The sequence below is a fragment of the Streptomyces sp. NPDC031265 genome (assembly GCF_055570295.1).
The window spans coordinates 145,919-166,523 of the sequence record NZ_JBVIHM010000016.1 but is presented as its reverse complement, the minus strand read 5'-3'; the positions used below and the strand labels follow the sequence as shown (position 1 = coordinate 166,523).

Here is a 20,605-nt window from a genome sequence, read left to right as displayed (position 1 = left end):
GTGGGGAGGGGACAAAAACAAAACGGAAAAGTCCCCCCTCCCCCGGCCACGGCGCCTCCCCGCCACCCCCGCGCGCGGGGCCGCCCCCCCCCCCCCCCCCCCCGAGGGCGGGCTGCCGTCGACGCTGTGGGCGGGCCCGGAGAAGGCGAGCCGCGCGGTCCGCGAGGGCCTGCGGAGTCTTCTCCCGCCCATCGGTGCAACTTGATCTGCATCTCCCGTACCGCGAAGTGTGCTGAGTCAGGACCCGGCCACCTCACGGCGCCGGTATTCACCGGCGCTTCTTCGGGCATTGCACTCCTCTCCTTGCTTGGCACGCTGCCGTCCTTCCCCCTGCTCCGGGCTCTCCCCGGCTCCGAGTACTACGACGGCTCCGCCCCGCTCGCGCCCATCGGCAGGCATCGCGCCTATCCCCGCTGACCGGCCTGGCGGGCCGGGTTGCGGGGAGCGGATGCGAGCGGTTCCCACGTTCACTGCTGTTCGGTTGACGGGCTAGGCACCCGGCTCTGCCCCTGCGGCCTCGTCACGACTACGCCGTAGACCTTCGTCGTGACCTCCCGGCCCAAGCTGCCAATACCGGACCGGGAGTTCCCCGCCCTTCCGGGCGGTTGCGCACCGCTGACCAGCCCGTATCCACCGGATTGGAGCTGGCAAGAACTCAAGAGGCGTAGTGACGCCGGTTCCTCGCGTATACCTTCCCGTCTCGCTCACCGGGCCCGACCCATCCGGCAGTGCTGGGCCGACCCGACTTTGTCGAGGCTGCTCTCGCCCTCCCCGGCGATCCCCGGTTCAGGCTGCCTCCAGCTTCACCTCGCCGCTACGACGGCGAAGCGACGGTGGTCTTCCACCTCCGTCCGAAACAACAGCGCCTCGTGGCGCACTGACAGCGTTCTTACCGGCACGTCGGCCGTGAGTTCAGCGTGACTGAGGTGCTTTCACTGGGAACCCACGGCGTCTTGGGCAGCCAGGCATGAAAGTGCGGTGGGTCCGTTGCCGCTGAATCGGCAGGTCCTTCACCACTGGACTCACTCGGCGCGCTGTCCGACACGGAGGACGCTCAGGTAGCGGCGTGATGCTCGGTCGCCCATCCGCGTGCGGATGCGCTCGGCGATTGCGTCGAGCAGGGGCTCACGGACGTCGCGGTCGAGCCTCCGATACAGCGACAACGAGCGAAGGTGATCGGCAAAGCCGTCCCCGTTGAACCACTGAACGGTCGGGTACCAGCGCACGATCGTTGGGCCGAACAATCCGCCGGGATCGTCGACCAGTCCCCAGCCCTCGTCGGTGGTGCGCACCTCGTCCTCCAGAGGCGGATGACCCCAACCGGAGTTCCCGGGGCAGAACCGCTCGTGGAGATCGGCGGTCTCGGCGTACACCTCCGGCTCTCCCGGCCGGCGGACAACGACGTTGCCGAGCAGTGCCATCCAGCCTGCGGGATAGAGCACGTCGTGCGCTCGCTGCCAGCCGATCGACGGATCGACCCAGTGCCACGACGACGCAGCCACTAGAACATCGAAGCGTCGACCGCGGTCGTCCCACTCCTCGAACATCGACGTCTCGACTTCGACGTTGTGGAAGGAGGCGATCCGCTGGCGAGCGAGTGCGGCCATGTCTGCGCCCGGCTCGATGGCGGTCACTGAACATCCGAGCGCTGCCAGCGAGCGCGTCGCCTGACCGGTACCGCAGCCCACCTCCAGCACCGACGACCGTTCGTCCATGCCGGTGATGGAGCCAAGGTCCGCGAACAACTCGTCGGGGTATCCCGGCCGGACCCGGTCGTAGAGCTCCGGCACCTCGTTGAATACTCGGCCGAGGTCGTGTCGGTTCGGGCGCATCTTCGGATCATCAGTCACGAACGCACAAGCTATGAGGCTCGTCGACGGGGACGCCACTGGTTTAACGGCAGCTCCTCAACAGCAGCCGTGCCGGTCCTTTCTGTCTGCTTCGCCAGCATCGTTCGGTCGGGGATCCCCTTCCGGACAGCCGTCAAGAGCGCCCGCTCTCCCTTTCGACCGCATCTCGGCGGACTCCCGTCTGGTCGTCAAGCAGGCTCTGGGCGATGGTCGCGCAGGCAAGTACGACGGCGGACAGGGCGATGATCACGGCTGGGCCAGCCGTGCCATTGATCCATGCCGCGATGAGTAGAGCACCGGCTAGGACTCCCCACCACTGTCCCAAGCCACCGAGTCGACTGCCCCTCGCCCCCAAAGACGCCATGCTTGTCATGGTGGCGAGGGACACGACGAGATCGTGGTCTCATCAGGCGCTATGGCCGAAAGCGGCTCTAAGACGGCTGACGCAAGCGGCGATCGCGTATTCGTCCTCGGGCTCCGGGGAGAGCTTCGAGGCAGGGAGGCCGGGGAAGCGCTCCTAGCGGTCTGCGTATGCGGGCGACGGGTGGACCTGCTAGCCACCGTTCCCGTCACAGCCTCGCCAGCAGTTCGGGGATCAGGTCAGAGCTCACTTGCCGTCGGCCGGAGCGACACCGATCGGGCACGAGACCCCCGTCCCCCCGATCCCGCAGTACCCGCCAGGGTTCTTGTCCAGGTACTGCTGGTGGTACGGCTCCGCCGCATAGAACGTACGCCCCTCCGCCGGCAGGATCGTGGTCGTGATCTCGCCGTGGCCCGAGGCCGTCAGGACCTTCTGGTAGGACTCGCGGGATGCCGTGGCCGCTGACGCCTGGGGCGCGGTGTGGGTGTAGATCGCGGAGCGGTACTGGGTGCCCACGTCGTTGCCCTGGCGGAAGCCCTGCGTGGGGTTGTGGGACTCCCAGAAGAGCTTCAGGAGGGCGGCGTATGAGACGACCGACGGGTCGTAGACCACGCGGACCGCTTCCGTGTGGCCGGTCAGGCCCGAGCACACCTCGTCGTACGTGGGGTTCCGCGTGTAGCCGCCCTGGTAGCCGACCAGGGTCGTCCACACGCCCTCCGTCTGCCAGAACTTGCGCTCGGCGCCCCAGAAGCAGCCCAGGCCGAAGTCCGCGACCTCCAGGCCCTCGGGGTAGGGGCCGAGCAGCGGGTTGCCCAGGACCGTGTGGTGGTCGGGGATGGTGAATTCCGGCTCGGGGCGGCCCTTGAGGGCCTCCTCGGGCTTGGGGAGGACGGGCGTGCGGCTGTTCAGGAACATGCTGGGGCTCCTCGGCCGGGGTGGTGGCGGCGACGGTTCGGGTCCACCCCTTGCAACGTTCCGGGGTGGGGCCGGATTCCCCCGGCCCCGAGAAGCCCCAGGCCCCCGCCTCAGCGCGGCAGCGTCGCCGGGTTGCCCCCGTTCGCCTCGTACCCCGCCACCGCCAGCGCGCGGTATATCGCGTACTCCGCCGCCGGGTCCTCGGACAGCGTCCACGGCAGTGCGCCCACGAAGCCGTCCAGGTGGACGAACTGGTCCATCGACTCCGACCAGCGCTCCGCGCGGACCAGGAAGAACGCCAGCAGATGGCGGACGTGGGCCAGGACCGGGTCGTCGGGGCGGGCCGAGTGGACCGCGTGCAGGGCACCCTCCAGGGCGCGGCTCACCACCATCGTGCGGTGGAAGTCCGTGACCAAGACGATGTCGGGCATGTGCTCGTACACCGCGAACAGCGGCAGCGCGGCCAGCAGCGAGCCGTGCGGGGCCCGCGCCGCCGCCGACGTGGCGAACTCGTCCGCCAGCACGCGAGAGCCGTGCCACTTCTCGCACCAGTAGTGGAGGGCGGACAGATGCGCCCCCATGTGGTTCGGGGCGCGGTCGATCACCTTGGCCCAGAGTTGCTCGAACTCCGGGTGGGGGTACGTCAGGCCGCGTGCCACCGCCAGTTCGACGATGTACGGGATCGGGTCGCCCGGGGCCAGCAGCGCCGCCTCCGCGCAGACCGCGCGGGCCTCCTCCAGGATGATCCGGAAGTCGTCCTGGCCGGCCGACGACGAGCGCCACGCCTGCTGGACCAGGAACTCCGCGTGCACCTGCGCCGCACCCGCGTCCTTGGGGGCCTCGGAGCGCCACTTGCGCAGCCAGGCGCCGCCCACGCCGGGGCGCTGCGCCAGCTCCAGCGAGGCCGCGCCCGCGAAGGCCTGGACGCGCTGCCAGCGCACCTCGCCCTCCTTGGGCGTGCCCGCGAGCAGCTGCGCCGCCGCCCGCCAGTCCTGGGTGGCCTGCACCACGTTCAGTACGTCCAGGAGGTCCTGGTCCGGGCCCGGCAGCCGTACGTCCAGCTCCTCCTGGCGCGCGAACCCGTACTCCGCCGGGTCCGCGGCGTCGGGCGAGCCCGGCTCGGCCAGCTGGATACCGGCCCGACGGCGCCGCACCCACGGGCTCAGGGCCATCGTCAGCATGCACACGGCGATCAGGATCCAGAGAATCTCCATGCCTCAAGCGAACCAGACCCCACTGACATCTGGCCAACCCGGGCACCGGCCGGGCCCCCGTCGACCGCTGCCCGGCCCCGGCCCCGGTCTCACCAGACGGCGACCCGGATCTCAGGAACCGGCGAGCGCACCCACCCCCGCCACCGGCGAACTAGGCTCTGGACCATGAGCCACGAGCACCTCGACAAGAGCTTCGAGACCATCGCGATCCACGCCGGTAACACCGCGGATCCGCTGACCGGTGCGGTCGTACCCCCGATCTACCAGGTCTCCACGTACAAGCAGGACGGCGTCGGCGGGCTGCGCGGCGGCTACGAGTACAGCCGCAGCGCCAACCCGACGCGCACCGCACTGGAAGAGAACCTGGCGGCGCTGGAGGGCGGTGTCCGTGGGCTCGCCTTCGCGTCCGGGCTGGCCGCCGAGGACTGCCTGCTGCGTACGCTGCTGGCCCCGGGCGACCACGTGGTCATCCCCAACGACGCGTACGGCGGTACGTTCCGCCTCTTCGCCAAGGTCGTCTCCCGGTGGGGCGTGGAGTGGTCGGTCGCCGACACCTCCGACCCGGCGTCCGTGCGCGCCGCGGTCACCGACCGTACGAAGGCCATCTGGGTCGAGACGCCCTCGAACCCGCTGCTCGGCATCACCGACATCGCGGCCGTCGCCGCGGTCGCCAAGGACGTCGGGGCCAAGCTGGTCGTCGACAACACCTTCGCGAGCCCCTACCTCCAGCAGCCGCTCGCGCTCGGCGCCGACGTCGTCGTGCACTCCCTGACGAAGTACATGGGCGGTCACTCGGACGTCGTGGGCGGCGCTCTCGTCACCAACTCGACCGAGCTGGGCGAGGAGTTGGCGTACCACCAGAACGCGATGGGCGCGGTCGCCGGGCCGTTCGACTCCTGGCTGGTGCTGCGCGGCATCAAGACGCTGCCCGTCCGCATGGACCGGCACAGCGAGAACGCCGGGAAGATCGCGGAGATGCTGACCCGCCACCCCAAGGTGTCGCAGGTGCTCTACCCGGGGCTGCCCGAGCACCCCGGCCACGAGGTCGCGGCCAAGCAGATGCGCGCCTTCGGCGGCATGATCTCCTTCCGGGTCACCGGCGGCGAGCAGGAGGCGGTCGACCTGTGCGCCCGCACCAAGGTCTTCACGCTCGGGGAGTCGCTGGGCGGCGTCGAGTCGCTGATCGAGCACCCGGGCCGGATGACGCACGCCAGCGTCGCCGGGTCCGCCCTGGAGGTGCCGGGCGACCTGGTGCGTCTGTCGGTCGGCATCGAGAACGCGGACGACCTGCTGGCCGACCTTCAGCAGGCGCTGGGCTGACGGTTCAAGTGGGGGTCCGGGTGTCCCGGACCCCTCAGAACCCCTCCACCGGTGGCGCCACCGTCGACGGCGGCGCCACCCACGGATGCACCCGCGAGGCCCACACCGCGAAGACGACCGCCGCCGCCACGATCACCAGCCACATCAGCCGCCGCGCGGCCCGTCGGCGGTGCAGCAGCCGCAGGCCCGACTCGGCGGCGCGGAGGGCGAGTTCGGCCGGTACCGGTGGGTGCGGGCCCTCCAGGAGGCGGCGGACCTCCGCCTCCTTGCGGTCGGGCAGGCTCATGACACCCCCTCCGCGGTCGTCCGTGGGCGCGGGTGCCGGGGGCCCGCGGGGGCGCTGCGCATCGTCGCGATCGCGCGCGTGCAGATCACCCGGACCCGCTCGGACGGCAGGCCGATCAGCGCGGCGACCTGCTCCTCGGCGACGCCCTCGTACAGCCGCAGGACCAGGACGAGCCGCTCCTGCGGAGTGAGCCGGGCCAGCACGCCCGTCGCCCGGTCGCGATGGCGGTGGTGGCGCCAGGCGGTGCTCGCGAACCTGGCCGCCAGCTCCTGGCGGGTGCGGTCGTACGGGTCCTCGCCGCGCTCGGGGTCCCAGTGCGCGTACGTCCGCGCGAGGGCGGCGGTCAGCAGGCGCCGGGCCCGCTCGTTGCGCTCGGGCGGCTCGGCGGTGAGCAGGGTGGCCGCATGCAGCAGCCGGCCCCCCGCGCCCGCCACGAACGCCTCGAACTCGCGGGCGCTGCGGCGCTGTCGTTCCGTCTGCCGCTCGCGCATGGCCTCATATGAAGCCCGTGCGCGCGGCAGGTCAAGAGGTCGGCGCCGCCGGGTCCTGGGCGGCCGACTGCCGTGCCGAAAGAGCGGAGTTGAAGCGGGTCAGGAGGGTGCAGAAGGACTCGCGTTCCTCCTCGCTCCAGCCGTCGGTCACCTGCGCCATGAGCTCGCGGCGCGAGGAGCGCACCTCTTCGAGGCGGGCCTGGCCGCGCGGGGACAGCTGGAGCACGACCGCGCGGCCGTCCTCCGGGTGCGAGGTCCGTTTCACCAGGCCCGTGTCGACGAGCGGGGCGACCTGGCGGGTGACGGTCGACGAGTCGATGCCCATGCCGGCGGCGAGCGCCTTGACGCCCATCGGGCCTTCCTGGTCGAGCCTGTTGAGCAGCAGATACGCCGCGCGGTCCATCGAGTTGCGGACCTGGCCGACGCCGCCGAGACGGGTCTGCTCCGCGCGGCGCGCGAAGATGGCCACCTGGTGCTGGAGGGCATCGAGGAGACCTGGGTCGAGATGGGAAGTCATGTCCTGAGTAGTGGGCATGGCCGGGGCTCTCTCGTGCGGCGGTCGGGGTGGTGGGGGACAGAGTACGCGGCCCGACCGGTACGCGTACCGGCCCTGCGCAAAGCTGTGGACAACTGCCGGGAGGATCCGGCGCGGAGCGGCCGCCAAGCCCATGAGCTGCGAGACTTGCGGTCATGAGCTTCAGTACGCCTGACCCCTTTCGTCCCCTGATCCTCGATGACGTCCGCGGCGCGCAGAAGATGCTCTCGGGGGTCGCCAGGATGACCGCGATGGAAGGGTCCCGGCATCTGTCGCAGCTGGTCGGCGCCCCGGTCCACCTCAAGTGCGAGAACCTCCAGCGCACCGGGTCCTTCAAGCTCAGGGGCGCCTACGTACGGATCGCCGGGCTGCGCCCCGAGGAGAAGGCGGCCGGGGTGGTGGCCGCCAGCGCGGGCAACCACGCGCAGGGCGTGGCGCTGGCGTCCTCGCTCCTGGGCGTGCGCTCCACGGTGTTCATGCCGGTCGGCGCGCCGCTGCCGAAGGTCGCCGCGACCCGGGAGTACGGGGCCGAGGTCATCCTGCACGGCACGGTCGTCGACGAGACGCTGGCGGCCGCCGAGGCGTACGCGCGCGAGACGGGCGCGGTCTTCATCCACCCCTTCGACCACCCGGACATCATCGCGGGCCAGGGCACGGTCGGCCTGGAGATCCTGGAGCAGTGCCCGGAGGTGCGCACGATCCTCGTCGGGGTCGGCGGCGGGGGCCTGGCGGCGGGCATCGCGGTCGCGGTGAAGGCGGTCCGCCCCGATGTGAAGGTCATCGGCGTGCAGGCGGCGGCCGCGGCCTCGTATCCGCCCTCGCTGGCCGCCGGGCACCCCGTCGCGATCGACCCGGCGCCGACGATGGCCGACGGGATCAAGGTGGGGCGGCCCGGGGACGTGCCGTTCGCGCTGATCAAGGAGTTGGTGGACGGGATCCGCACGGTCTCCGAGGACGATCTGTCGAGCGCGCTGCTGCTCTGCATGGAGCGGGCCAAGCTGGTCGTGGAGCCCGCCGGGGCGAGCCCGGTGGCGGCGCTCCTGAGCGATCCCGGGGCGTTCCGGGGGCCGGTGGTGGCGGTGCTGTCGGGCGGCAACGTGGACCCGGTGCTGCTCCAGCGGATCCTGCGGCACGGGATGGCGGCGGCCGGGCGCTATCTGAGCCTGCGGCTGCGCCTGCCGGACCGGCCGGGGGCGCTCGCGGCGCTTCTCAGGTCGTTGTCGGTGGTCGACGCCAACGTCCTCGACGTGAGCCATGTACGGACCGATCCGCGGCTCGGACTCACCGAAGTGGAGGTGGAGTTGCATCTGGAGACGAAGGGGCCGGAGCACTGCCTGGAGGTCGGGGCGGCGCTGCGGGAAGAGGGGTACCAGGTCATCTCCTGACCGGGTGGCCGGGTGGTCCCCGGCCGGTCGGCCGGGCCGTTTCCGCCGCTCGCACCGAAGTCGTCGCACCCCTTGAGGAAACGCGATACATCGCGTTAGCCTGTGCTCCGCGCGACAGCTCCACCGGGCATCACATGCCCGGCCGAATCCAGGATTCGTGTACGAAACGACACCCGCGACACCCAACTCTGGGGGTACCCGACATGCCAGGCGCCATCTATGCCGAAGGCCTGGTGAAGACGTTCGGCGACGTAAAGGCTCTGGACGGCGTGGACCTCGATGTCCCCGAGGGCACGGTCCTGGGCCTGCTCGGCCCCAACGGCGCCGGCAAGACCACCACCGTGCGCGTCCTGACCACCCTGCTCCAGCCCGACAGCGGCCGGGCCACGGTCGCGGGCATCGACGTGCTCAAGCATCCCAACGAGGTGCGCCGCGCGATCGGTCTGTCCGGTCAGTTCGCGGCGGTCGACGAGTATCTGACCGGCCGCGAGAACCTACAAATGGTCGGCCGGCTCTACCAGATGAAGGCCAAGCAGGCGAAGGCCAGGGCGGGCGAGCTGCTCGACAGGTTCAACCTCGCCGACGCGGCCGACCGCCCCGCCAAGACGTACTCCGGCGGTATGCGCCGACGGCTCGACCTGGCCGCGGCCCTGGTCGTGTCGCCGCCGGTGATGTTCATGGACGAGCCGACGACCGGCCTCGACCCGCGCAACCGCCAGCAGCTGTGGGAGGTCATCCAGGAGCTCGTCGCGGGCGGCACCACCCTGCTGCTCACCACGCAGTATCTGGAGGAGGCCGACCACCTCGCGCACGACATCTGCGTGGTCGACCAAGGCCGGGTGATCGAGCGCGGCACCGCCGACCAGCTCAAGGCCCGCACCGGCGGCGAACGCGTCGAGGTCGTGGTGCACCAGCACGAGGAGATCGAGCCCGCCCGCGCGGTGCTCGCCGGGTTCGGCAAGGGCGACGTCGCCGTCGTCGAGCACACCCGCAAGCTCACCGTGCCCGTCACCGGCGGCGCCAAGCTGCTCGCCGAGGTCATCCGCGAGCTCGACAACCGCGGAGTGGAGATCGACGACATCGGGCTGCGCCGCCCGACCCTCGACGACGTCTTCATCTCCCTCACCGGCCATGTGGCCGAGCAGAAGGACGAGGACGAGAAGGAGGGCTCCAAGTGACCGCCGTCGTCGAAACCCCGCACCTCACAGCCCCGCAGCCGCGCGGCGGCATAGTCCAGTCGGTCAACGACTCGCTGGTCGTGGCCAAGCGCAATCTGATCCGGATGATGCGCATCCCGAATCCTGTTCGCTCGTCTCGGCTAGGTTCCATCTCGGCCGCTCGGCGGTCCGATGACCGGAAGGAGCAGACACCGTGAGCGCTGTGAGTGATTCCCTGGTCCTCGCGCGACGGAACATGATTCGGATGCGCCGGATTCCCGAGATGCTTATCTTCGGGCTCATCCAGCCGATCATGTTCGTGGTGCTGTTCACCTACGTTTTCGGCGGGTCCATCCGAGTCGGTGGTTCGCTCTCACAGGCGGACTACCGCGAGTTCCTGATGGCAGGCATCTTCGCGCAGACTGTCACCTTCGCGACTGCGGGCGCCGGTGCCGGTATCGCGGACGACATGCACAAGGGGCTCATCGACCGCTTCCGCTCGCTCCCGATGGCCCGTGGCGCGGTGCTAACCGGCCGGACCCTCGCCGACCTGGCGCAGACCGCACTGACCCTGGTGGTGCTGGCTGCGGTTGCGCTGCTGATCGGCTGGCGCACCCACGAGAACTTCGGCAAGGTCCTCGCAGGCTTCGGCCTGTTGCTCCTGCTGGGCTACGCATTCTCCTGGATCGGAGCCTTGATCGGCCTCACGGTACGTACGCCCGAGGCGGCCACGTCCGGTGGGCTGATTTGGCTCTTCCCGTTGACGTTCATCTCGAACGCCTTCGTGGACTCCAACAATCTGCCGACGTTCTTCCGGTACATCGCGGAGTGGAACCCGTTCAGCACCACGGTCCAGGCGGCCAGGGAGCTGTTCGGTAACCTGCCGTCCGGTTTCAAGACCCCGGACGCCTGGCCCATGCAGCACCCAGTCGTTGCCTCGGTGATGTGGTCGGTGCTGATTCTGGTGGTCTTCCGCACGCTCGCGGTCCGCAAGTACCGCCGGGCAGACTGATGATGATGCTTCGTCTCGTCGTCGCTCGCTGAGACCATAGGTCAACAAGCCCCCGCTGAGCGGGGGCTTGTTTCATGCCGCAGGCCTCGCAGAGGAACGACACCGTGAGTCTTAGCGGCACGCCCTCGCGATCCTCATCAGCCCGGCTGTCCTTCGCCCGGGTAGCCGAGTACCAAAAGCGCGCGGCGGCCCACGTCCATGCCGTCGTCCGCCTCGACGGCCCGGCCGGACCCGCCGACGAATCGCTGCCATGCAACACGTCCTGGTCCACACGCCCTACAGCCCCGCAGTCGGCCAACTCGCCCTCCGCTGGGGAACCCAGCTCGACGTTCGCCTCATCCGGAGCGACGGCACCGGCCCGGACGACGACGCGGTAGCCGCGTTACATCGGCAAGTACGTCACCAAAGGAGCGAGCGAAACCGGCGCCGGCGTCGACCATCGCCTCCTGACCAGCGCCGACATCGAAGCAGCACCGGTGACCGCACATGTCCGCACCCTGATGCGCATCTGCTGGCGCCTCGGCGACCTGTCTGAGTACGAGCCGCTGCACCTGCGCGCCTGGACCCACACCCTCGGATACCGGGGCCACATCCTCACCAAATCCCGCGCCTACTCCACCACCTACCCAGCCCTACGCGCCGACCGCGCTGCACAGCTAGGAAATGAAGTGCAGTTGGGAGAAGGCGCGATGGAAAATGCCAGCTGGCGCTATGTCGGATTCGGCTACACCCCCGGTGCTGCTCAAATTGCTGAGGGAATCGCAAACGATCAATCGCAGAACCGCGAGTCGCCCGCGAAGCAGTGGACGAACCGAGGTGGGGTGGATGACGTGTCCGAAGAAACGGAGGGAGTCGCAGCCTGGGGAAGTCGTCGCCCGTTGGCGTGCTGTCGAGTGGGGCGACGATGAAGAGCAGCGCCTAGCAAACCTATTGTTCGGTCGCGCATTCAACAAACCGAAGAATGGCAGGAGTTGCCGGAAGTCATCTGTCGAGTAACAGGTAGGGTGGCTATCCTGATGGGACATCACATGGCGGTCCCAGAGGGTTGCCGCCCTCTGGGACCAGGCCAGTCATAGACCGGCCTGCCAGTCACGGAGGGACTGACATGGGGAAGGGTACCGTCATGCGCGGGCGCCGGACCGCCCGGGGCGTGATCCGAGTAGCCGTCTACCTTCGCGTATCGACCGCGAAGCAGATCGAGGGGTACGGGCTCGACGCTCAGGAGAAACAGTGCAAGGCGTGGCTGAACTACAAGCTAGGCCCTGGCAAGTACAACATCCATAAGGTCTATGTCGACGGGGGAGAGTCCGGCAAGAAGGACTCGCGACCCGACCTCGACGAGATGACCGAAGCAATGGAAAAAGGTCTGATCGACCTCGTTGTCTTCGGCAAGCTGGACCGCATCGGGCGGACCATGGAGGACATCCACCTGTGGGTGTTCAACGCGACCAAGCATCACAAGATCAGGGTTGCGACGGCGGATGGCCGTCTGGACAGTGACGACGAACTGTTCGGCATCATGCTCAGCCTGCTGTCGTACATGGCGGAGCTGGAACACACACTGATCCTTGAGCGAACCATGGGCGGCCGGGATCAGAAGTTGGCCGCTGGTGGGTGGCCCCTCGGGCAGCCCCCGTACGGTGTGACACTCAGCGGTAAGGGAGGCAGAGCGGTCCCGGTCCTCTGTGAGGACGAGGTGCACGTGATCAGCATCGCCGCGAGTCTGATCGTGGACCTCGGCTACTCGCGGGATGACGCTGCCAATCACCTGAACAACCTTGGCTCTCGCACTCGAAAGGGCCTTCCGTGGACCGGCGCGAACCTTGCCAAGCGCCTCAACTCCACTGCACTTGACGGCTACGTGGAGTTCCGTATCCAGCGCACCACCGAAGACGACGAAGAGGAGACCTTCGAGGTCTTTCGGATCGAGGTTCCTCGGCCGATCAGCGATCCGAAGCGGGTGGAAGCTCTTCGGAAGGCCCTCAATAGGCGGTCCTACAAGAAGGAGAACCTCCATAACTACCTGTTCACCGGTCGTCTGCATGCGCTGTGCGGTGGCCACTACACAGGTGGAAAGTCCGCCGAGTCTCCCGTCGCCTACTACCGGTGTATGGGAAAGAGGCTGGGGCTGAAGTGCGAGTGCACGGAACTGCCCGCACCCGATGTTGAAAAGGCCGTCTGGGCTGAGATCGAGGCTCTGCTCTCGAATGCGGAGAAGTTCAGGGCGCTCGCTGCCAGGTGGTTGGGGGCGATCCCGGCACGAGCTGAGACGTATCGACAGCGTCTCGCGGAGTTGGACGCGCAGATCGAGAAGAAGAAGGCCACCCGTAGAGGCCAGCTCCTCCAAAAGCTCACCCAGCTCTTCGGGGACGAATTGGGTGAGGGTGCCGGAGGCGAGATCGACGAGGAGACGATTCGAGAGGTGAAACAAGCGCTTCAGGCGAAGCAAGACGAACTGACCGCCGAGCGTGACCGTGTGGCTCGTTGGCTCCAAGAAGCCGAAGATCAGCAGCAGCGAGCGGACGAGATCATCCTCCTTGTGGAGGAGCAGGCGACCGAGGTGGACTCCTTCACTCCTGCGCAACGCCGGGACCTGCTTGATCTGCTGGACATCCGCGTGCAGGTGGTAGGAGAAGGTCGGTCGCGCCGGAAGGGGATTGCTGATCCGCTCACGGAGTGGCACAGGGAGACGGGCACGCTGGTGCCTCTCAAAGTCAGCGATGAGGAGTGGGAGATCGCTGACGCTGTGCTTCCCGGCTCTCGCCAGAACTGGACGCCCAAGCGGGAGATCTTCGAAGCGATCTTGTGGAAGCTGCGGACCGCTGCCCGGTGGAATGAGGTGGAGGTCTCCGGGAACTCCTGGAGCGCAGTGAGGCGGCGCGCGGAATCCTGGCGCACGTCGGGTGCCTGGCAGGTTGCCATGGAGGTTCTGGAGGGCTGTGGCGGGGTTCCTGTGCCGCCGCTCATGGTCCTGCCGCCCATGGAGGTCTCGGGCAGCGTTGATCCGAAGTTTGCGGTGCTGGCGCCGGAGACCGAGGGTGACAGGGACTACTGCAACCAGAGCGACACCCACGCACAGCCTTCCCCGAGATGATCATCTTCGGGCTGATCCAGCCGATCATGTTCGTGGTGCTGTTCAGTTACGTCTTCGGCGGCTCGGTCACATCGCCGGCAGCACCGACCCGGCGCAGTACCGCGAGTTCCTGATGGCGGGCATCTTCGCCCAGACCGTCACCTTCGCCACGGCCGGCGCCGGCGCGGGCATCGCGGACGACATGCACAAGGGGCTCATCGACCGGTTCCGGTCGCTGCCGATGGCCCGCGGCGCGGTCCTCACCGGCCGCACGCTGGCCGACCTGGTGCAGACGGCCCTGACCCTTGTGGTGCTCGCCGCCGTCGGCCTGCTGGTCGGCTGGCGCGTCCACCACGGCATCCCGAAGGCGCTCGGCGCGTTCGCGCTGCTGCTCCTGCTCGGGTACGCGTTCTCCTGGATCGGCGCCCTGATCGGCCTCACGGTCCGTACACCGGAGGCGGCCACCTCCGGCGGGCTGATCTGGCTCTTCCCGGTGACGTTCGTGTCCAACGCGTTCGTCGCCACGTCCGGGATGACGCCGTGGCTGCGGCACGTCGCCGAGTGGAACCCGTTCAGCGCCACCGTCCAGGCCTGCCGGGACCTCTTCGGGAACCCGGGCGTGGTGCCGTCCGAGGCCTGGCCGATGCAGCACCCGGTGATCGCCTCGCTGCTCTGGTCGCTGCTGATCATCGTGGGGTTCCGGACCCTGGCGGTGCGCAAGTACCGCTCGGCGACGGCCTGACGCACACGGCGAAGCCCCCGGCGGCCCTGGAAAGGGCGGCCGGGGGCTTCGGGTACGTACGGAGCGGGCTCAGCCCGTGTACGGCGTGGCCGCGAGGATCCTCACCGAGGACTTCCTGCCGTTCGGCAGTTCGTACTCGGCGTCCTCGCCGATCTTCTTGCCGTTCACACCGGAGCCGAGCGGGGACTGCGGCGAGTACGTCTCGATCTCGGTGGACGCGTACTCACGCGAGGCGAGCAGGAACTCCAGGGTGTCGTCCTCGTCGCCGTCGAAGGCGATCGTGACGAGCATGCCGGGGGCGACCACGCCGTCCGCGGCGGGCGCCTCGCCGACCTTGGCGTGCTCAAGGAGCTGGGTCAGCTGGCGGACCCGGAGCTCCATCTTGCCCTGCTCCTCCTTGGCCGCGTGGTACCCGCCGTTCTCCCGGAGGTCACCCTCCTCACGGGCCGCCGCGATCTTTACGGCGATCTCCGTGCGCGCGGGACCAGACAGATACTCCAGCTCGGCCCTGAGCTGGTTGTACGCCTCCTGGGTCAGCCAGGTGACGTTGTCGCTGGTCTGGGTCACAGGTGCTCCTCGTCGGTACTGGGAATACAAGCGCATCGCCCTACCCAGAAGGATGTGCCTTCTCGGGCGGGCGAAACCACGAGCCTAACAATTCAGGGCGCGAAGGGGGAGGACGAAAACCGCAGGGAAATCGTCGGCGCAGGTCAGCGCGGACAAGGCGGCGGAATCGACCGGCGGGGCAGCCGGGCGCGCGGCACAGGACCGGTCCGGGCCGCGCGGCACAGGACCGGTCAGACCGACTTGCAGCCGACGAGGTCGACGGCGGTCGCCCGCGAGGTGGTCTGGACGGTGATCAGCTCGTCGATGCGGCCCTGCTTCTGTTCGAAGCGGACGTCCTTGCGGCCCACCTCGTCGCCGCCGGTCTCCAGGGCGCGCAGGGTGCAGACACCGGTCTCGCCCTTGTCCTTGCGCACTTCCAGGTGGACCTGGACGGCCTTGGCGGAGACCACCTTGAACTTGATGACCTCGGCCGACACGGACTGGCCGCCCACGTAGTCGTAGCCGATCCAGCCGACCACACCGAGCAGGGCGACGCCGAGGACCGAGCCGATGATCTTGAGCTTGCGGTCGGCGCGCTGGTCCGCGGTGCGCCCGTAGCGCCCCTCGGGAAGCGGTTGGCTTGCCGCGGCCATGGTCGTCCTCCTGCTGCTGGGGGTGCCAGGAATTTTCCGCCCCCCGATTCGGTCACTATAGAAGCCGCCCATCGCGCCGGATCACAGAGGGCAACACCCAGGGCGCCGAATCACTGAGGATCTTGTCTTGACTGAGCAGCTGCGACTGATGGCCGTGCACGCCCACCCCGACGACGAGTCGAGCAAGGGCGCGGCCACCATGGCGAAGTATGTGTCCGAGGGGGTGGACGTGCTGGTCGTGACCTGCACCGGAGGCGAGCGCGGCTCCATCCTCAATCCGAAGCTCCAGGGCGACAAGTACATCGAGGAGCACATCCACGAGGTACGCAAGAAGGAGATGGACGAGGCCCGCGAGATCCTCGGCGTCAAGCAGGAGTGGCTGGGCTTCGTCGACTCGGGTCTGCCGGAGGGCGACCCGCTGCCGCCGCTGCCCGACGGCTGCTTCGCCCTGGAGGACGTGGACAAGGCGGCGGGCGAACTGGTCCGCAAGATCCGCGCCTTCCGTCCGCAGGTGATCACCACGTACGACGAGAACGGTGGCTACCCGCACCCCGACCACATCATGACCCACAAGATCTCCATGGTGGCGTTCGACGGGGCGGGCGACACCGAGAAGTTCCCGGAGTCCGAGTACGGCCCGGCGTACCAGCCGCGGAAGCTGTACTACAACCAGGGCTTCAACAAGCCGCGCACCCTGGCGCTGCACCACGCGCTGCTCGACCGGGGCATGGAGTCCCCGTACGGGGAGTGGCTGGAGCGCTGGAAGGAGTTCGAGCGCGTCGAGCGCACGCTGACCACGCACGTTCCGTGCGCGGACTTCTTCGAGATCCGCGACAAGGCGCTGATCGCGCACGCCACCCAGATCGACCCCGACGGCGGCTGGTTCCGGGTCCCGATGGACATCCAGCGGGAGGTCTGGCCGACGGAGGAGTACGAGCTGGCGAAGTCGCTCGTGGACACTTCCCTCCCCGAGGACGACCTCTTCGCGGGCGTACGCGAGAATGCCTGATATGAGCGCAAGCCTGGCACTGACGCACTTGGTCCCGCTGGCCAAGGACATCGACAACGACAAGGTGACGCCCGGCGTCCTCGGCTTCATCGTCTTCGCGGCGCTGGCCGTGGGCGTGTGGCTGCTGATGAAGTCGATGAACCGCCACATGGGCAAGGTCGACTTCGAGGAGGGCCCCGAGCCGGGACAGGCGGCCCCGGCTGCGGCCGCCTCCGGCGAGGGCGATCCGAAAAGGGCGTAGGCGCCCCGCCGGGGGTGCGGTGATTGACCGCGGGCCGGTGGGGGCTGGTCGCGCCCACGTGGCGGAGCCGCATATGTCACAGCCCCGCGCCCCCAGGGGGTGGGGCCCGGCTCCGGGGAGCCCGGCCCCAGAAGGGCTACCGTCCCGCCCCCACCGGCACCCCCATGACCTCCCGGGAGTGCCGGGTCGGGACCATGCCCAGCTGCCAGGCCTGCCAGCCGTCCTCCAGCTCCACCCCGCGCTCCAGCATCAGCGCGTACGCCTCCGCGCAGTCCTCCAGCTTGCTGTCGCGGGTGGCGTGGTGGGCCCGGATCAGCTGGGACAGCTCCTCCTGGGCCACCGCGACCCCGATCTCCGAGCCGCCCGCCGAGGCGTACGGCAGCAGGGTGCAGCGCAGGAAGCGGGCCCAGTCGCCGCCCCTGCGGTCCCCGTACGAGTCGAACAGCTCGACCGCCTCGTCGCACAGCCGCAGCGCCTGGGGCGCACGGTTGTTGCCCGCGTCGATCAGGGCCAGCTCCAGACAGGTCCAGCCCTCGCCGTGGGCGACCCCGATGCGGTGGAAGTCGGCGCGGGCGTCGACCAGGAGCTGGCGGGCGAAGCCGGAGTTGCGCAGGTTGCCGGTCTGGGCGGCGCGCTGGTCGCGGGTGACCCGCCCGGAGTGGTGGCGGGCGCAGGCCAGGCCGTACACATCACGCATCCGCGAGAACATCGAGCGGGCCCGCTCCAGCTCGCGGACCGCCTGGTCGCGGTCGCCGCGCTCCTCCAGGGCCTGGCCCAGGTAGTACAGCGTCCACGCCTCGCCGCGCGCGTCCTCCTGCTCCCGGTGGCGGGACAGGGCCTGGCGCAGCCCGTCGACGGCCGGGTTCGGGTCGCCGTCCACCAGCCGGGCGCGGGCCAGCTGGGTCAGCGCCCAGGCCTCGCCGCGGCCGTCACGGGTGCGGCCGTACAGATCGAGCGCGGTGCGCAACTCCTCGTCCGCGCGCGGCACATCACCCATCCGCAGACACACCTGGCCGAGCTGGAAGTGGGTCCAGGCCTCGCCGTGCAGCGACTCGCCCTCGCGGTGCAGGGCGAGCGCCGTGTCCAGCAGGGTCAGCGCGCCCGCCAGGTTGGCCCGGTCGCGCTCGACCGCCGCCAGCGCGTGCAGCGACCACGCCCGGTCCTCGTCCTGTTCGGGCGAGGACTGGAGCTCGATCGCCTCGCGCAGCCGGGCCGCCGCCTCGGTGAGGTTGCCCTGGTGGTGCAGGGTGATGCCGAGCGAGGCGAGCGCGAGCGCCGCGCCCGCGTCGTTCTGCGCCTCCCGGTAGAGGCCGACCACCGAGGTCAGCGTGGTGCGGGCGGTGTCGAGCTCGCCCAGCTGGCGGGCCGCGATACCGGTGCGCCACCGTACGGAACGCTCAAGAAGTCCCTGGTCGACGGCCTGCGACAGCTCGCTGATCTCGCCCAGGCGGTAGAGGTCGCCGCGCAGCAGGCAGTAGTCGCACAGCGCGCCCAGCAGATTGAGCACCGCCTGCTGGTTCACGTCCTCCGCGTCGCGCAGCGCGGCCGTGATGAAGCTCGACTCGTCGTCGAGCCAGCGCAGGGCCGCGTCGAGCGAGGCGAAGCCGTGGCCGCCGAACTGCCCGGCGCGGGTGGAGAGTTTGCCGTCGACCATACGGATCACCGCGTCGGCGAGGTCCGCGTAGTTCTGGATCAGCCGCTCCTGCGCGGCCGTGCGCTCGGCGGCCTCCTCCTCGTCCAGGAGCCGGGCCCGCGCGAAGGTCCGTACGGTGTCGTGCAGGCGGTAGCGGTCGGCGCGGACCTGGTCGATCAGGCCCGCCCGTGCCAGATCCGCGAGGAGCCGGCCCGCCTCCGCCTCGCCGGTGGCGAGCAGCGCCGCCGCGGCCGCCGCGCCCAGCGAGGCCCGCCCGGCGAGCGCCAGGCGCCGCAGCAGTCTGCGCGACTGCTCGGACTGGTCGGTGTAGCGCAGCCACAGGGCCCGCTCGACGGGCGCCACCGGCCCGTACGCCCCGAGGTCCGCGGCGAGCGCCCGCGCGTCCCGGGGCCCCAGTGAGGAGCCCGCGATCCGCAGGGCCAGCGGCAACCCGCCGCACAACTCCCGTACGAGCGCGGCGGCTTCTGTGTCTTTGAAGGCATACGGTTCCTTGACGTCCTCCTCCGCCGACTCGCGCAGCAGCTCCTCCGCGCCCGCCTCGTCCAGCGGCTCCACCGCCAGCTGGTGCACCCACGCCGGGAAGTCGTCGGGCAGCTCCAGCGGGCGCGCGGCCGTCACCAGGACCAGGCTGTCGGACCGCTCGGGCGCCAGCGTGCGCACCTGCTCGGCGTCATAGGCGTCGTCCAGGACCACCGTGACCGGAATGCCCGTCAGATGCTGGTGGTAGAGCTCGGCGAGCCGGCGCACCTGCTGGTCGGCCGACGACCTTCCCCGAGCTCTCGACTCCTCTCGAGCAGGGGAGACCCCATCTCGGAACAGCAGTTGCTCGCGGGGTGCGCCCAGCCGGTTCAGCAGGTGCAGCAGAGCGTCCCGGGTGGGCAGCGGCGTCTGGGCGCCGCCCCGCAGATCCACCAGGCACGCGCCCCGGAACTGGTCCCGCAGCTGGTGCGCGGCCCGTACGGCAAGGGTCGTGCGGCCCACGCCCGCCGGACCGTGCAGCACCACGACCGTGGGGCGGGTCTCGGTCGCGGCGCGCGCCGAGTGCACCCACTGGGCGATCCGGGTGATCTCCGCGCGCCGCCCCGCGAACGGCCCCTGCGGCTCGGGCAGATGGCCGAAGGACTGCTCAAGGACCGAGCGGCGCCGGGCCGCCGCGCTCTTGTCCGTGCCGCGCAGCTGGGTCGGCACCGACGTGCTGGTCTTCTTGCCGGTGCGGGCCGCCGGGGCCGTCATGCGCTGCTGGTCCAGGAACGGGCGGATGCCCCGTACGTCCAGGGCCGTAAGCCACTGCAGGCGCAGCTGCTCGGCGCCGCCCGGACGGCCGAGCTCGCCCGCGCGCCGGTGGGCGGCCGGCCAGTGCGCCGCGGTCACCCGCACGACGGTGGTCGCGGCCCCGGCGACGGCCACGGCCGCCCCGGCGCCCATCGCGGGCCCCGCGCCGGTCCCGAGCGCCGCGTCCGCGACGACGGCGGCGACCGCCGCGACCCCGGTCACCAGGAACGCCGTGCCCGCCTTCTCGCCGGCGAACCGGGCGCCGAGCGACGGCTGCCCGGCCGCCGCCTCGTCCAACGCCCGCGTGTACGCCTCGTACTCCTCCTCGGCGCTCGCCGCCAGCGCGTCGAGTGCCGCCCGGCCGCGTGTCAGCAGCGCGTTGGCGTCGGCCCGGCCGCCGGAGCGCCGCACCTCCTCCTCGACCGCGCGTACCAACAGCCGCTCGGCCTCCGCCCGATGGCCGTCCCGCATGTGCGTCCCCCTCCGAGAGCGTCCGGTGCGACATGAGTCCTGGTCGAGTGTGCCGTTGGTGTCAAGTGTCCTGCGTGCCGCGCGTCGGCGCGAGGGAGTCGGCGGATCATCTCGCCCGTGGGGGACGATGGGCCCATGCCGAACCGCCCGGCCCATGAGGCGTCCCCGTATCTGCTCCGTCCACGAGGCAGCCGAACGGCCGCCAGGCTTCTGCGGTATCTGTGACAACCAGCATTCCCGCTGCACCGAACTGGATCTCGGTCGCCGCATCAGAGCCTGCTCGGGGCTCTCGGCTCGCAGACGTGAGGTATCCCCGGCAGTGAGGACAACACGTAGACAACGCCAGTAGGGTCTCGGCGGGCAGCTTCGGCCCGGCTGCGAGGTATTCCGCGATGCCGTGAACGCCGTGGTGGCGTGC

General features: G+C 69.9%; 19 protein-coding genes and 1 pseudogene. 11 read left to right on the top strand and 9 right to left on the bottom strand.

Features of this window, described 5'->3' with window-relative positions:
* Nucleotides 1-1,022: 1,022 nt before the first annotated feature.
* The 3 genes from ACZ499_RS24230 to ACZ499_RS24220 all read right to left on the bottom strand — a co-directional run bounded on the left by ACZ499_RS24230 (nucleotide 1,023) and on the right by ACZ499_RS24220 (nucleotide 4,340).
* Entirely contained in the window at nucleotides 1,023-1,850 is an 828-nt protein-coding gene (locus ACZ499_RS24230) for a class I SAM-dependent methyltransferase (RefSeq protein ID WP_468677822.1), read from the bottom strand.
* 607 nt (nucleotides 1,851-2,457) lie between these two features.
* On the bottom strand, nucleotides 2,458-3,126 hold the full coding sequence (gene msrA, locus ACZ499_RS24225) for a peptide-methionine (S)-S-oxide reductase MsrA (RefSeq protein ID WP_468677821.1): 669 nt from the start codon (nucleotides 3,124-3,126) through the stop codon (nucleotides 2,458-2,460).
* A gap of 110 nt (nucleotides 3,127-3,236) precedes the next feature.
* On the bottom strand, nucleotides 3,237-4,340 hold the full coding sequence (locus ACZ499_RS24220; protein ID WP_468677818.1) for a tetratricopeptide repeat protein: 1,104 nt from the start codon (nucleotides 4,338-4,340) through the stop codon (nucleotides 3,237-3,239).
* Between the two features lie 165 nt (nucleotides 4,341-4,505).
* On the opposite strand from ACZ499_RS24220, the gene ACZ499_RS24215 reads away from it, so the two are divergent.
* Complete coding sequence (locus ACZ499_RS24215) at nucleotides 4,506-5,660, top strand: cystathionine gamma-synthase (RefSeq protein WP_468410527.1); 1,155 nt, start codon at nucleotides 4,506-4,508, stop codon at nucleotides 5,658-5,660.
* 34 nt (nucleotides 5,661-5,694) lie between these two features.
* On the opposite strand, the gene ACZ499_RS24210 is transcribed toward ACZ499_RS24215, so the two are convergent.
* Genes ACZ499_RS24210 through ACZ499_RS24200 form a run of 3 tightly spaced genes read right to left on the bottom strand, consistent with a single transcriptional unit; the run spans nucleotide 5,695 to nucleotide 6,972 of the window.
* Complete coding sequence (locus ACZ499_RS24210; RefSeq protein WP_468677816.1) at nucleotides 5,695-5,946, bottom strand: hypothetical protein; 252 nt, start codon at nucleotides 5,944-5,946, stop codon at nucleotides 5,695-5,697.
* The gene (locus tag ACZ499_RS24205; protein WP_468677815.1) at nucleotides 5,943-6,437 is read right to left on the bottom strand and encodes a sigma factor-like helix-turn-helix DNA-binding protein; all 495 of its coding nucleotides are present in this window, start codon (nucleotides 6,435-6,437) and stop codon (nucleotides 5,943-5,945) included. The genes ACZ499_RS24210 and ACZ499_RS24205 overlap by 4 nt, the downstream gene beginning before the upstream one ends.
* A gap of 31 nt (nucleotides 6,438-6,468) precedes the next feature.
* Nucleotides 6,469-6,972 (bottom strand): MarR family winged helix-turn-helix transcriptional regulator, encoded by a 504-nt coding sequence (locus ACZ499_RS24200; RefSeq protein ID WP_067163473.1) that lies wholly within the window; start codon nucleotides 6,970-6,972, stop codon nucleotides 6,469-6,471.
* 155 nt (nucleotides 6,973-7,127) lie between these two features.
* Here ACZ499_RS24200 and ilvA point away from each other — a divergent pair, with 155 nt between their 5' ends.
* The 8 genes and pseudogenes from ilvA (at nucleotide 7,128) to ACZ499_RS24160 (ending at nucleotide 14,341) form a co-directional block, all read left to right on the top strand.
* Complete coding sequence (ilvA, locus tag ACZ499_RS24195; RefSeq protein WP_468677813.1) at nucleotides 7,128-8,357, top strand: threonine ammonia-lyase; 1,230 nt, start codon at nucleotides 7,128-7,130, stop codon at nucleotides 8,355-8,357.
* Nucleotides 8,358-8,560: 203 nt separating this feature from the next.
* On the top strand, nucleotides 8,561-9,535 hold the full coding sequence (locus ACZ499_RS24190) for an ATP-binding cassette domain-containing protein (RefSeq protein WP_468677811.1): 975 nt from the start codon (nucleotides 8,561-8,563) through the stop codon (nucleotides 9,533-9,535).
* Entirely contained in the window at nucleotides 9,532-9,732 is a 201-nt protein-coding gene (locus ACZ499_RS24185) for a hypothetical protein (RefSeq protein ID WP_468677809.1), read from the top strand. The genes ACZ499_RS24190 and ACZ499_RS24185 overlap by 4 nt, the downstream gene beginning before the upstream one ends.
* Complete coding sequence (locus ACZ499_RS24180; RefSeq protein WP_468410537.1) at nucleotides 9,729-10,526, top strand: ABC transporter permease; 798 nt, start codon at nucleotides 9,729-9,731, stop codon at nucleotides 10,524-10,526. The genes ACZ499_RS24185 and ACZ499_RS24180 overlap by 4 nt, the downstream gene beginning before the upstream one ends.
* Nucleotides 10,527-10,600: 74 nt before the next feature.
* Nucleotides 10,601-10,903, top strand: coding sequence for a replication initiator (locus tag ACZ499_RS24175; protein ID WP_468677807.1), 303 nt, complete (start codon nucleotides 10,601-10,603; stop codon nucleotides 10,901-10,903).
* A 9-nt stretch (nucleotides 10,904-10,912) separates the two neighbouring features.
* Complete coding sequence (locus ACZ499_RS24170; protein WP_468677850.1) at nucleotides 10,913-11,434, top strand: replication initiator; 522 nt, start codon at nucleotides 10,913-10,915, stop codon at nucleotides 11,432-11,434.
* Nucleotides 11,435-11,631: 197 nt separating this feature from the next.
* Nucleotides 11,632-13,620 (top strand): recombinase family protein, encoded by a 1,989-nt coding sequence (locus ACZ499_RS24165; RefSeq protein ID WP_468677805.1) that lies wholly within the window; start codon nucleotides 11,632-11,634, stop codon nucleotides 13,618-13,620.
* Nucleotides 13,617-14,341, top strand: a pseudogene (locus tag ACZ499_RS24160) (ABC transporter permease). The gene ACZ499_RS24165 and the pseudogene ACZ499_RS24160 overlap by 4 nt, the downstream one beginning before the upstream one ends.
* Nucleotides 14,342-14,410: 69 nt before the next feature.
* Here ACZ499_RS24160 and greA read toward each other — a convergent pair.
* Together greA and ACZ499_RS24150 are read right to left on the bottom strand one after the other, a co-directional pair.
* Nucleotides 14,411-14,908 (bottom strand): transcription elongation factor GreA, encoded by a 498-nt coding sequence (gene greA, locus ACZ499_RS24155; protein WP_385547431.1) that lies wholly within the window; start codon nucleotides 14,906-14,908, stop codon nucleotides 14,411-14,413.
* A 230-nt stretch (nucleotides 14,909-15,138) separates the two neighbouring features.
* Nucleotides 15,139-15,540, bottom strand: a complete 402-nt coding sequence (locus ACZ499_RS24150) for a DUF4307 domain-containing protein (protein ID WP_385547434.1) — start codon at nucleotides 15,538-15,540, stop codon at nucleotides 15,139-15,141.
* A gap of 127 nt (nucleotides 15,541-15,667) precedes the next feature.
* Here ACZ499_RS24150 and mca point away from each other — a divergent pair, with 127 nt between their 5' ends.
* Together mca and ACZ499_RS24140 are read left to right on the top strand one after the other, a co-directional pair.
* On the top strand, nucleotides 15,668-16,549 hold the full coding sequence (gene mca, locus ACZ499_RS24145; protein WP_385825830.1) for a mycothiol conjugate amidase Mca: 882 nt from the start codon (nucleotides 15,668-15,670) through the stop codon (nucleotides 16,547-16,549).
* Nucleotides 16,542-16,790: a hypothetical protein gene (locus ACZ499_RS24140; RefSeq protein WP_468677803.1), complete on the top strand. Its 249-nt coding sequence runs from the start codon at nucleotides 16,542-16,544 to the stop codon at nucleotides 16,788-16,790. Before mca ends, ACZ499_RS24140 begins: the two co-directional genes overlap by 8 nt.
* A gap of 136 nt (nucleotides 16,791-16,926) precedes the next feature.
* Here ACZ499_RS24140 and ACZ499_RS24135 read toward each other — a convergent pair whose 3' ends face one another.
* Nucleotides 16,927-20,187, bottom strand: a complete 3,261-nt coding sequence (locus tag ACZ499_RS24135) for a tetratricopeptide repeat protein (protein ID WP_468677801.1) — start codon at nucleotides 20,185-20,187, stop codon at nucleotides 16,927-16,929.
* Between the last annotated feature and the right edge of the window lie 418 nt (nucleotides 20,188-20,605).